Origin of the sequence: Pseudomonas sp. K8, from assembly GCF_014889455.1 — a bacterium.
GTDB classification, from domain to species: Bacteria; Pseudomonadota; Gammaproteobacteria; order Pseudomonadales; family Pseudomonadaceae; genus Aquipseudomonas; species Aquipseudomonas veronii.
The window spans coordinates 38582-51788 of sequence record NZ_VJWO01000023.1; the positions used below are offsets into that span (position 1 = coordinate 38582).

General features: G+C 54.8%; 9 protein-coding genes. 6 read left to right on the top strand and 3 right to left on the bottom strand.

Going from position 1 to position 13207, the window contains the following annotated elements; genetic code table 11:
- Window positions 1–85: 85 nt before the first annotated feature.
- Window positions 86–1039 carry a WYL domain-containing protein gene (locus tag INT12_RS16865; RefSeq protein WP_226926230.1) on the top strand — a complete coding sequence of 318 codons (954 nt, stop codon included), beginning with the start codon at window positions 86–88 and terminating at the stop codon, window positions 1037–1039.
- A 334-nt stretch (window positions 1040–1373) separates the two neighbouring features.
- Entirely contained in the window at window positions 1374–2933 is a 1560-nt protein-coding gene (locus tag INT12_RS16870) for an endonuclease NucS domain-containing protein (RefSeq protein WP_090404127.1), read from the top strand.
- A 691-nt stretch (window positions 2934–3624) separates the two neighbouring features.
- Here INT12_RS16870 and INT12_RS16875 read toward each other — a convergent pair.
- The 3 genes from INT12_RS16875 to INT12_RS16885 form a co-directional block, all read right to left on the bottom strand.
- Window positions 3625–5229 carry a DUF2357 domain-containing protein gene (locus INT12_RS16875; protein ID WP_193039941.1) on the bottom strand — a complete coding sequence of 535 codons (1605 nt, stop codon included), beginning with the start codon at window positions 5227–5229 and terminating at the stop codon, window positions 3625–3627.
- 3 nt (window positions 5230–5232) lie between these two features.
- On the bottom strand, window positions 5233–7431 hold the full coding sequence (locus INT12_RS16880; protein WP_193039942.1) for an McrB family protein: 2199 nt from the start codon (window positions 7429–7431) through the stop codon (window positions 5233–5235).
- A gap of 745 nt (window positions 7432–8176) precedes the next feature.
- The gene (locus INT12_RS16885; protein WP_046489498.1) at window positions 8177–8716 is read right to left on the bottom strand and encodes a hypothetical protein; all 540 of its coding nucleotides are present in this window, start codon (window positions 8714–8716) and stop codon (window positions 8177–8179) included.
- A 261-nt stretch (window positions 8717–8977) separates the two neighbouring features.
- On the opposite strand from INT12_RS16885, the gene INT12_RS16890 reads away from it, so the two are divergent.
- The 4 genes from INT12_RS16890 to copD all read left to right on the top strand — a co-directional run bounded on the left by INT12_RS16890 (window position 8978) and on the right by copD (window position 13109).
- Window positions 8978–10810, top strand: coding sequence for a copper resistance system multicopper oxidase (locus INT12_RS16890; RefSeq protein WP_193040407.1), 1833 nt, complete (start codon window positions 8978–8980; stop codon window positions 10808–10810).
- Window positions 10811–10819: 9 nt separating this feature from the next.
- On the top strand, window positions 10820–11704 hold the full coding sequence (locus tag INT12_RS16895; protein WP_193040408.1) for a copper resistance protein B: 885 nt from the start codon (window positions 10820–10822) through the stop codon (window positions 11702–11704).
- 70 nt (window positions 11705–11774) lie between these two features.
- The gene (gene copC / locus INT12_RS16900) at window positions 11775–12161 is read left to right on the top strand and encodes a copper homeostasis periplasmic binding protein CopC (RefSeq protein ID WP_046489501.1); all 387 of its coding nucleotides are present in this window, start codon (window positions 11775–11777) and stop codon (window positions 12159–12161) included.
- A gap of 3 nt (window positions 12162–12164) precedes the next feature.
- Window positions 12165–13109 (top strand): copper homeostasis membrane protein CopD, encoded by a 945-nt coding sequence (copD, locus tag INT12_RS16905; RefSeq protein ID WP_057004126.1) that lies wholly within the window; start codon window positions 12165–12167, stop codon window positions 13107–13109.
- The last annotated feature ends 98 nt before the right edge of the window (window positions 13110–13207 follow it).

The window sequence follows — 13207 nt, forward strand, 5'->3', positions numbered from 1 at the left end:
AAACCTCTGATCAACGAGTCACATGGCGCACCCCTCAGCGAAGGGCTAGACTGAATGGCTAGAATGAGCGCATAAAGAGATCAAAATGATCTCAATGTCGGACGATAACGATCCTAAGATAAGCTTGCAACTGAGGTTTTATACAGTGGGTTTGCGAGAAGAACTTCCGCAGCTGTCACAGAAACAGCGCGATCGACTGGCTTTCATCGAGCTGCAGGCGTGGTTTTGTGGCGCGGTGTCGCGACAGGACATCGTTCAGCGCTTCGAGCTGCAAACGGCCGCAGCTACGCGTGACTTGGCGCTCTATCGGCGCTTGGCACCGGACAATCTGGTGTTTGATAGTCGCACCAAGGCATACGCCCCCGCCGAAAATTTCACGCCGATATTTGAGTTCACCTCCGAACATGTGTTGACATGGGTCAGTCGGGGCTTTGGCGATGCCGAGCCATCGAGCTGGACTCCAGGTATCCCTTGCTTGGCTCAACCCCAACTTGCGAAGCCTCGACTCGACATCCTTGCGTCCATCTGCAGGGGCATTAAGCAAGGTCATGCAGTCAGGATTGACTATGAGTCCCTGCGCGAGAGAAGCGAGCGGGAGCTGGTTCCGTATGCGCTTTTCGACAACGGACAACGGTGGCACGTGCGCGGTTATGACCGCAAAAGCGGTCAGTTCAGAGATTTCGCGATTACTCGCATCACTGGCGTGAGTAGCGCCCAGGGCCCAATCCTCCCTAACGAACTAATGGCTGAAGATGATCAGTGGAACCACCGAGTGGAGCTGGAGCTTGTCCCCCACCCGAAACTGGCAAGGCCCGAGACCGCGCTCCTCGACTTCGATATGGATGAAAGCGCTACCCTGCGAATCCGGCTTCGTTCAGCGGTAGTGGGCTACGCTTTGCGCCAGTGGTCAGTCGACTGCAGTCCTGATCACTCACTCGACCCACTGGAGTTTCGCCTGTGGCTGAAAAATCCTGGGGCTCTGTATGGCGTTCATAACCTAGAGTTGGCCCCGGGCTATCCGCGCACCGACCATCGGTGACAGGGGGAGTTGGATGCATCCGATCTGTAATCGATGTTTTGATTACTTGGTTGAGAACGGCCGGCAGCTGCGGATCCGCTTGAGTAATGCAGGTTCAAAGGCGACCGGTATCGTCGATTGTCTATCCGAGCGCTGCGCTTCAGGCTAAGTGGCCTAGCCGATCACATGGGACGTTCCCTCATCGCGCTTCAACCGGATGCGTCACCTCGGCTGAAGGTCTTTTCACACTTCACTAATCAAACGCCGACCGCCCGACTTTTAAGAACGCTATGCAGGGTTCACATGGAGTCGGCAAATTCAGACCTGCCTCTACACGCTGTTAAGGAAATTCGGTATGCCGGGAGCAAAACCTGTCTTGGGGCTTTTCAAGAATGAGGACGAACTGCGTGATCACCTAGCAGAGCGCCTGACAATTGTTGAGCCGCAGCTCGCGTTGATAACCACTAATTTTGTTGTCGAAAACCCAGCAGGCGCAAGCGGCGCCTTTGACATACTGGCTAAAGACCGCTTCGGCAATTTTGTGATCATTGAAGTCAAGCGCAGCGAGCAGGCTGCACGACAAGCCCTCCATGAGTTGAGCAAATACATCGCTTTGTTCATGGAAGATCAGAAAGTGGATAGCCACAGAATCCGCTGCTTCGTATTGTCAACACACTGGCACGAACTGGATATCCCCCTATCGTTCTTCGCTGATTACTGCCCGGTGCAGGTGAAGGGTTTTGAGATTACGCTGGAGAATCAGGCTGTTGTTTCTGAAGAACGAGTCCTGCCCAAAGTGAGCCTACAATCTCGCCTGTCACCAGACATGCGTTTCTATTATTTCGCCTCTGCGCAAAACCAACAAAGCTTCAGCGCTGACCTTCAACGGGCTTTAAGCAACGCCGAGCATGTACGAGCTGCCGTGATCGTCATGGAACCGATTGGCAAACGCGAACGCATGTCCCTATTGTGCGTCTGGAGAGTACCCGATAGGGCCATTGAAGATGTGAAAAAGCTGATATTTAATCCGGACTTCCAGGAAGAAATTTACCTGCATCCAGGTTGGGAGATTGAGACCGACCTTTGCGACTGGCTGGAAGATCAGAGCGATAAAGCCGAGTTCGTTTTCTACTCGGACACTCGGGCAACCCCTGAGAAAGTCGAGAATCAGAAAGTTCACCATCACTATGCTCAACTCGTGAAACTGGGAGACTGGCCTCGCAATGACCTCGTGAACAACCTTGATGAGATCATGCGTTGCTTAACAGCCAAAGATGTAGACGCAAGGTCGACTCGCTCCAATCGATACCGTTTTAGCAAGGCCTCCAGCAAATCCACCGGCAAAGCTTGGAGTTACGCATCAGAAGCCTTTGCATCCTTCATCGGACATACCCCTTTCTGGTTATCGATGTACCAACAGATAGCTTCGGAAATTCCGGACGACGCCACTGTTGAGTTTGAGGGCTATGACATGAGGCATTTCTACTACGCAGTGCATCAGGGAACTGAGTACCCCGGTGCAGAACTTTCAGCGTTTGGCTTGATTATAAAAAATAATGACATTCACGTCACAGTTGAAGGTGGATGGATGTGGGATGGACTTACTCGACCTCAAAATGCCCTCGCCAATATCGAGAAGACATACGGAAACCTGCCGAGCTTATGGCATATGATCGGGAGCGCCGTTGACCAGGACAGGTACGAGTCAGTGTATGAGGAGCATGGCTTCTTTCCCTATGTGTTCGTCCAGAATCTGCATGCTTCAGAGGCAGTGCTGTACGGCCCGGATAACTCTCCAACGCAATTGGATACTCCCAAGAAATTGCAGGCTTTCATTGCGGCCAACCCTGATTACTGTGCAGAGGTTTCAGAGTGCCTGAAATGTTTCCCTCGCAATTTTGCGACCGTTGAATGATCTCCATCCTGCAGCCACCCGGAGACCGTCCAACCTCATTGCTTAAAATTTTCCTTTAGGTCACGCTCAATGAATTGGTCAACCCCACGCCCCAGCTCCAAGACCTCATGATGAAGATCCTTTGCTCAGACTGTAGGAATATCGCCCGTGATGTCACGAATCTTATGGACGTACGAGTCACCAAGGGCATAGTGCTGGATCGGGATAGAATCGAGGCTGCAGTTGAGCATTGGGGCGGCCGAAAGGCCCAGCAAGGCCCCCAATCTACCTCGACTTCAGTCCCTTTCCGTCTCTCAGACAGGGTTGCCTATGGGGAGTAGAACTCTCCGAAATCAAATGGGTTCAGCGACAGCAATTCCCTGGCAGGGCGACTGAGGCGCAACCGTATTCAGCCTGGTCTGTCACTGGACGAGAATGAGATATCCCGGCGGCTGGAAGCGCCGAGATCCTCAAGAGCCCCGTGCATGAAGAGCACTAATCCCTGTCATTTGCGCAGATCTGATCTGCTGCCGTTACACTGAACATCCTGCCCGATTTTGATGGCAAAGAAGACGATGGACAGAGCAGATCGGTATCCGGTGCACCCGCTACCGCATCAAGCCGTTGCCCAGTGTCGTCCGCGCGAAGACGTATTTTGAGCTCTCACAGGAGCCGGTAGGAATTTGCACTCAGGCTGGGCGCGCGCGATCGCTTACGTCGTCGCTCCAGTAACAATCGAACACACCGGAGCGGCCGCGATTGGTACCGCAGTCAGAATACGTTTGATCTCGACCCCCAGCGCCTCCCCTTCTGATTCAGCTCCGATTTGCCAAGCTCCAACCCCATGGTCCGCATGATAGGTCGGGCTGGCAAGCAGCGTTACGTTGTCTGCCCGAGGGATCAGCAGCAACGAAACGTCAGGCTTGATGCCCTTCCACCGGAGACTATCGTGATATATGTGCGCTGACTCCATTGCATCCAGGACGCTGGCGCGGGCGCTGCGATACTTCGCGTCGAAAACCACGAAGCGCTTCGCCGAAGGCGAGTCCAACGTCACGACGATGTCCGGATATCGCTCTCGCGATAAGCTTTGGAAACCGCGATGCGCAGGTTGATCAATCGCTGGGCATCGGACTTGGTAACACACCTCAACGGTCACATCAGCCGCCTTCCCCCGCCATACGATTTCTTTTAACCCCAACGATCGATATTCACGACTCCATACGAGTTCAGGAAACTGACGTTGCAGCTGTGAGACAACCGTCACAAAGCACCACCGCTCATAGATCTCCCATGTTGGGCTGATCCACAGAGTCTCATCAGGATCCTTCCCCAACCACCCTGAACGCAACGCGTACCAACCAAACCGATAAGCTCGTGCATATGCAGGGTGAGCAGAGATCGCATTCAATCCCGCAGCCGATAGACGTCTGGCAGTCACGATGCAGAAAGGTCTTGCGCGTTGAAGACGTTCTAGCTTGCGAGCAAGCGACTCGGTGAATGCGATTCGGCGTACGAGCCTTGGCGTTAACGCTGATCGGGTATCACTGACCACTTCAGTGGCAGCTGCGTGCTGAAGCCCCCTCACCACCTGCCGGCAACGTCTAAGTACATCAAAGAGAATAAGCCCAACGGTCTGATTCGCGGGATTGTCCTCTTCCTCGTAAGATCTGCTGACCTCAAAGCGAACAGTGTTCAAGACCGGACGCTGAGTGCTAGCAGGATGCAACAGTGCCTGCCCGGTCGGCCCTCTCAGTGCCTTGCGCACGGATGCGGAATCCAACCGCTTGACCGTGTGCGCACTCACCGACGTGCGATCGCTCTTCAAGGTTGTTAACGGCCGCTGAGATATCTGTTTGAGCGCGCGGTGTAGTCGATCCCCATAGCGTCTCAGCCTCGCATACTGCAGATGCGGGCTGGTTAGTGCTCCATCATGGCCAATTCCAAACTGAGCCTCTTCTGTCCCCAGAACGAGAGCCGGGTCGAAATCCAGAATCGCCTCAACCATGGCAGCGAATACCTGTCCTCCAAGCTTATTATCAGCTGCTGAGACGTCCAGCCGGTAACTGGCGGCAGTCCGCCCCTGACCATCCAGAAGCTCGGCCGCGACCTCTCCCGCATAAAAGCCTGGCGACCATAACCACGCACACGCCCCGTTTTGGTCGACCGCCTCGACCAAAACGTCATCAATGTAGAAGGAAAAGCCTTGAAGCGCGGTAAAACGATAAGCCTTCTTCTCCATGAAACCTGGGCTCAACTGACCTGGGTGCACTTCAAATCGAGCATCCCCGTGCTCTACCTGCAAGATGATCGACATGGTCTACCGCCAGAATCTGGTCGAACCGGAGTGAGCCAGGTCGTCAGCCATTTCTTTGACCTTGCGCAGAGACATTTCCAGACCAGCCTGTTTGAGCGTGGTATGGAGCGATGTGAAGACCTCCTGCAGTCGAGGGCTGTCTTCACCGCGCAACTTGGGGAGTATTTTCGAATAAATGGCATGGTCGAGTGCACGTGAGAACTCTATGACACCACCGGCCTGTGTTTGCTGCAGATAGCCGATCACGTCGTTGATCGTGCGCCACCCAAAATGCAGTCGAACTGGACGAAGCACATCCATGAGTGAGGACATGAGATTTCTGACGAGCGCAATCTGTTCATCATCAAGAGAGCTCTTCTGCCAGCCAGGAAATGCTTTGACCTCAATATCCCAGAATTCGATCACAGAGGCTCGATCCAGCACCTTGTCGCTCAATCCATGAGTGGTCTCGTCCATGTTCACGGTGCCGATAATCACGAGGTTGCTCGGATACGGAATGCCCGGAGGAACACCATCGATCTCGTCGACTTGACCGTGAAAAACGATCGTCTCGCCGGTCTCCATGACTGAAAGCAGAGGCGCCAAATATTGTTCCGGATGAGAGAGGTTCATTTCATCAAGAACCAGTGTGTAAGGCTTCGTCGGGTTGGCGCTTGCCTGAAGGAGGAAATCCAGAACGCCGGTACGAACATACGCGTCCGACTCCAACGGATTAACATAACCGAGCAGACTCGTGTAGTCGTGCCAGCCTGGCTGGACAGGCACAATCAGCAAGCCTTCACTTGGCTCAGGATCCTCCTGCCACAGACTCAGCGCATAGTTACGTGCAAGTTGCGTCTTTCCCGCACCGCTCAAGCCTGTGAGCACCGCGAAATGACGCCTCGGATGCCCCCACAATCCAGCATCAAGCTGTCCGATCAGCTCTTCTGGAAAGCGAAACTCTTGATCAAATCGAGCAATCAGGGCGCCTAGCTTCGGCCTCTCAATTACGATATCGAGCTTTACTGGGGGTACTTGAGCCAAGGACGGGCCGATACCTGGAATGCCCGCAAGGCCCTTAGGCTCCCAGTCAATTCGATTAACCCACTGCCTACCCCTTTCGGTGAGGCTGAGCACTTTCTCGTGAATCGTGGCCAGATCAAGGTACCTGAACCAACCAATAATTGCTGATGGGGCAAAGTCAGACGTCCATCCAGGGTTCGCCTTTCTGAGTGTAAGGATGGCATCACGGTTAGATAAAGGTGAGTCACGCAATGCCGCTAGCAAATAGTCAAACCCCAAGATGCGGGTGATCATCCAGTCAATGATCTCATCTGGATCACCCGACTCCAGAAATGCCTCGCCGCGAGGCGTTAATTGCAGGTTATTTGCGTTGGCACGTAACACGCCCCACTCGGCGATCAGAGCGTTCAGCTGAGTATTGCAAGTCGACGTTTTCGATTGAGGGCTGATCGATTGCAAGTGTTGGATGAAGTCTTCACGTGTACATCCATCTGTTGCAAAGTCGATCATGCTTTGAATGGTGGCTGTGCCTCCGCCAATCGCCAGCAGACCGCGCCTCCTTCTCTCAGGAGGCAAGGGCTTGAGTACTTCGTCACCTGTCTCCAGGTCGGATATTTCGGTGGCTTCGCCTTCTGGGTTCTGAACATAGTTGACAAACAGTAGCCAAGGCAGCGTCAAACGTGAGACGCCCTCCCTGGAATAGACGTCAGCCACCTCACCCAGCACGTCATCTAACCGGTTCAATACGAGGCGGTGCAGATGACGCCTCTGACCGCTCAGTGGAAGCCCCAAGGCATGAGCCAGCTCGCGCAGTTTTCGATGATGCGCTATCGACGTGAAAGCGCCAGGACAAAGCAATGCGAAAACACGGTACATCTTGAGTCGAGGGTTTCTTTTGGTCAGCCCAGCAACCGCGGATGCAATTTGAGCCCAGGCGTCAGCGATGAGCATCTCATTCTCAGAAGAATCGTTTGTCTGCGCGTACTTTTGCTTCAGATGCCAGAGGCTCTCTGCGATTGCCGGATTATCGGCGACCGCAGAAATGTTGATGCGCCCCATGCCTGTTGCCGAAACAGCCTCGGTGTCCCAGAGCGCCAGCTGGAAGTCCTTGCTTAGGAACTCCTCATGAGACACATCCCTGACACGCACCAACCATTTCTGGAATTCGGCGATCCAGCTTTGATTACCAGTCAAGGACATTACCTGCTCCTGGAGGCTAATACACCCAGTCCTCAGCTGTTCGTCATCCTTAAGATCCAGCAAGTCCATTCTCCACCAACGATATTTATAGATGGCGAAATAATGTCATCACTGGGAGATGGAAGCCAGCTCCGGGAAAAGCGTGGCAGTGACCCGCTCTACCCCATCTCGTCCAGCTGAAAACTTCACGCGAATTACGTACATATTGGTTCAAAAATCGCTTAAATCAATCAGCGGAAAATCACGAATCTGGTGAAAATAATTGGTGGAAAATCACGATTTATTTTGTTTCTTCAGCGGAAAAACCATAAATGATTCCACTCATTTATCGAAGGGCTCGGTTTGGCCTAGGAAATACGGGACTTTGGTGCTTTCCACTTAAATCGCGATTGGTGCAGTCGCTTTTCCACAAAACCCCGGTTGCTGAAAAATCAGCGCTGTTGGCGCTCCATTCTCACACCCGCCCTTAGGTCGCCCTGTCACGGAATCTCCGTTTCCGTATCTGAAGCTTTGGTGACTCGCTAGCACCCAGTACGTCTGCTAAACGTAAATGCACCACGCAAAGATTCTAGCGCGGGTTCACCAATGACGCGGCCATTCATCCCATTCCCAATCTTTCCTCCCTACAGTCATTGGCGGCCTATTTGCATCCAGGGGCTAGAAAAGATGCTCAACTATTGATAGCGGCAAATGTGGACTAGCAGATACATCGCCGATACCGGCCTCTTTCGGCTTACGGCAGAAATTATTTACCTTGCACCACTCGAACATGTGCATGGCTGATGGCTTTGTAGACACGCATCAATCTTAAAAGCGGCCACCAGTCATATAGAAAAATCTGCAGCGGTCGCCACATTGCCACCCAGCCAACGATCATCAGGCTTTCGCGCGCTGTGCCGACTACAGCGCCAGTGCCCAGTTGGCCAATGACATCGACTGCAATCAGGCAAAGGGTAACAAAGGCGATGCCGATCACCAGGCTGATGCGGCCATCTCGAAGGAGGTGTTTTAACTCACTGCGCGTGAGGCCTGCCTTATGATCAAAGTAATTGTGGATTGCCTCGATCATGATCGCACTTGGATCGCCCTCTGCTGGTAGGTGCTCAAGGTGGATTGTGATACGAAGCCGGCTGTCCGACGAAAATTCCGCCGCCCAAGTCTCAATGAACGCTTCAGCTTCGCGATCGAGATCCTTGTTAAGAAAAGGTGTCGGATCCATCGAGTTAAACAACTGCCCAAGCTCGCGTACTCGAAGTTGAAGGTGATGCTCTGGTTTTTTTCTCATGGCACTTACCGATTGTGACGACTACGTCAGCGCTAACCTGACACGGCCTATCACAACAAGACAACTCTATCGATGCTGCCCTATCGCAGCGCAGCCAAATTGCCGCCGCCAACCTGACGGAAATGTAATCACGCGCGGGCTGATGATGTGACATCTTGCTCGCAAAATGGCAGCTGGCACCGACTCTCTGAAGCGAGCCATGGCCCTACTGTGGCAGCGCTTTCGTATCTGCCTGGACTCCGACTGACTGGATACCCCTCCATGCATTCCAGAACATCAAGACGCACTTTCGTGAAAGCCTTGGCGGCAGGCGGGGTACTCGCAGGCTTTGGGCTGTGGCGCAGCCCGGTGTGGGCAATTACCAGTCCGGGGCAGCCGAATGTGCTCGCTGGCACTCATTTCGATCTGACTATCGGTGAAACGGGGGTGAACTTCACGGGCACGCCCCGCTCCGCCATGACCATCAACGGCAGCCTCCCCGGCCCAATACTGCGCTGGCGCGAGGGCGATACGGTGACGTTGCGGGTCAGGAATCGGCTCAAGGAAAACACCTCGATCCATTGGCACGGCATCATTCTGCCGGTGAACATGGACGGTGTACCGGGTCTGAGTTTTCACGGCATCGAACCGGGCGGCCTGTACGTTTATTCGTTCAAGGTCAAACAGAACGGCACCTACTGGTATCACAGTCATTCCGGGTTCCAGGAGCAGGTCGGCGTCTACGGCCCTTTGGTCATCGATGCAAAGGATCCCGAACCCTTCAGCTATGACCGCGACTATGTGGTGATGCTGTCCGACTGGACGGATGAAGACCCAGCGCGGGTCATGAAGAAACTCAAGAAACAATCCAGTTACTACAACCTGCACAAGCGCACCGTCGGCGACTTCATTGATGACGTCAGCAAGAACGGTTGGTCTGCCACCGTCGCGGATCGGAAAATGTGGGCTGAAATGAACATGAACCCCACCGATCTTGCCGACGTTAGCGGCGCCACCTACACCTACTTGCTCAACGGACAGGCTCCCGACAGCAACTGGACAGGCATTTTCAAGCCCGGCGAACGGCTGCGCCTGAGGTTCATCAACGGCTCGGCGATGAGCTACTTTGACGTGCGTATTCCTGGGCTGAAAATGACTGTCGTCGCCGCAGACGGGCAGTACGTGAAACCGGTGAGCGTCGATGAGTTCCGCATCGCCGTGGCCGAAACCTTTGATGTGATCGTCGAACCCACCGAAAATGCATACACCTTGTTCGCCCAGTCGATGGATCGCACCGGTTTCGCGAGAGGCACATTGGCTGTACATGAAGGGCTCTCGGCCCCTGTGCCGCCCCTGGATCCACGTCCGTTGATCACGATGAGCGACATGGGCATGGGGGATATGGCCGGCATGGATCATGGCGATATGACGGGTATGACCCAGGACTCGATGCAAGGCATGGAGAGTATGGATCACAGCCAAATGGCGACCGGCGAGGACAACGGCATGCAGAGCATGGATCACAGTCAGACGCCAGGCTCGGCAGACACGTCGGGGCACTCGATGCCGGGCATGAGCAGCATGGACTCGATGGAGCCTCACCCGGCCTCGGAAGCGAATAACCCGCTGGTCGACATGCAGACGATGAGTCCCACACCGAAACTCAACGATCCTGGCATGGGACTGAGAAACAACGGTCGCCGGGTGCTGACCTACTCAGACCTGAAGAGCACCTTCCAGGATCCCGATGGTCGGGAACCCAGCCGCACCATCACGCTGCACCTGACTGGACACATGGAAAAGTTCTCGTGGTCTTTTGACGGCGTCAAATTCGCGGACGCCGAACCACTTCATCTCAAATATGGAGAGCGCATCCGAGTGGTTCTAGTCAACGACACCATGATGATGCATCCCATTCATCTGCATGGCATGTGGAGTGACCTGGAGGATGAAAACGGTGATTTCATGGTTCGCAAACACACCATCGACATGCCGCCCGGCACCAAACGCAGCTACCGCGTGACCGCCGACGCCCTGGGGCGATGGGCGTACCACTGCCACCTGATGTACCACATGGAAATGGGCATGTTCCGCGAAGTCCGTGTACAAGAGTAGGAGCCAGACATGAACTTCGATAGAACCGCTAAACCGCTACTCGCCGGCCTGGCCATCCTCGGGATGGGTGTCATGACGCTTGCTTATGGGCAGACCGAGCCCATGCAAGGTATGGACGGCAACCAGATGCAGGAGATGGATCACTCCCAGATGCAGGGTATGAAACCCGCAGCGCTCCAGCAAAGCCGTACACCCATTCCGGCGCTCACCGATGCCGATCGCGCGGCGGTGTTTGAAAGCCATGCCGGCCACCAGATGCTCGACAGCGCCATCAACTCATTTTTCCTGATCGATCAACTCGAATGGCAAGACGCTGACAAGGGCAGCGCATTACGTTGGGAAGCCAACGGCTGGATTGGCGGCGACACGGATCGTCTCTGGCTGCGTACCGAAGGCGAGCGAACCAATGGCGTGACCGAAAGCGCTGAGCTTCAGGCACTCTGGGGACACGCCGTCAGTCCCTGGTGGGACGTGGTCAGTGGTGTGCGACAAGACTTCAAACCTGGCGCACCGCAGACCTGGGCGGCGCTGGGGCTGCAAGGCATGGCGCTCTACGACTTTGAAACTCAAGCCACCGCTTACCTGGGCGAGGCCGGCCAGACCGCGCTGCGGCTCAAGGGTGACTACGATATTTTGCTGACCAACCGTTTGATTCTGCAACCCACTGCAGAAATCAACCTCTATGGCAAAAACGACCCGCAACGGGCCACAGGCTCAGGGCTGTCGGACACCGAGGTCGGCCTGAGACTGCGCTATGAAGTACGCCGCGAGTTCGCACCTTACATCGGCGTGACCTGGAACCGCGCCTACGGCAAAACGGCGGATTACCGCCTCGAAGAAGGCGAAGACCAGAGCGATACGCGCTTTGTCGTCGGTGTGCGAATGTGGTTCTAAACCTGACCGAAAGATACATCCATTCTAACAGTAACACCCCACCCACGGCCCAGGCCGTCAGGAGCCTTGCATGTCATCGTTTAAAGCCCTCGGTGCTGTCGCTGCACTCAGCATCGGTTTGTTGTTGAGCACTGCCGCCCAGGCGCATCCAAAACTACTGTCCTCCACCCCGGTCGATGGCGCCACCGTGGCTGCACCGGCAAAAATCGAACTGAGTTTCTCGGAAAAGCTCACCACCCAGTTTTCCGGCGCGAAATTGATCATGACCGAAATGCCGGGCATGTCCGCCCACTCCCCCATGGGTGTCAAAGCGAGTGTCGCGGGTAGCGACGATCCGAAAATGATGGTCATCACCCCGGCAGCGCCGCTCACACCTGGCACATACAAGGTCGAGTGGAGGGCGGTTTCTTCCGATACCCACCCGATCACAGGTACCGTGACCTTTAAAGTCAAGTGATCCATGGACGACTCCATCTACATTAGCCTTCGCTTCGCGCTCTATATCGACTTGATGCTGCTCTTCGGGCTGGCACTGTTTGGCCTGTACAGTCTCAGAGGAAAGGAACGTGCAGACGGTGCCGTGTTGAATTTTGGGTCGTTGCTGGTGGGAACGGCCCTTATCGGCATACTGCTATCGATGGTGGCCATGCTACAGATGGCCAAGACGATGAGCGGCGTGTCCAGCGTCATGGAGCTGCATCACCACATCCTGCAGATGATGTTGATGGACACTGACGTCGGGTTGACCTGGATGGTTCGAATAGCCTCATTGACCTTGGCGGTCATCGCCGCGACTCTCAATCGACGAAGCCCGGCATTGAGCCTCTGGCTGGCCACATTGTGTGGGGCCATCGCCCTCGCGACGCTCGCCTGGACGGGACATGGCGCCATGGATGAAGGCAGTCGACGCTACCTGCACTTCACCAGCGATATTGTCCATCTTCTGGGTGCAGGCAGTTGGTTGGGCGCTCTCGCTGCATTTGCGCTGTTATTGCGCTCAACCAACCTCACAGGCGATCTGCAGATACGGTTGCTGGCTCGAACGCTGACTGGTTTCGAATCAGCGGGGACGCTTATCGTCGCAACCCTGACTATCACCGGGATCGTCAACTATCTGATGGTTGTCGGGCCAGCATTCGAGACATTGACCTCCAGCACGTATGGGGCCCTGCTGTCTTTGAAGGTCTTCTTGTTCGCGGGGATGCTGGTATTTGCGGCGGTAAACCGCTTTCACCTGAGCCCGCTGCTTGAGCGATCCATTCAGGCAGATACTCACACCGTCGCGATCAACGCTTTACGGCGCAGCATGATTCTAGAGTTCTCGGTCGCGGTGATCATTATGGGCCTGGTTGCCTGGCTCGGCACACTCAGCCCAGAGATGGAGATGTCCGCTGAGTCCCCATGAAGTGAATGATGAGCGACCAGCTCCGGGACAAACCACACTGCTCAATTCTAAGCCTGCCAAGTTCTGCCAGATTTTCAACCAGGTCCCAAAGCATGTTT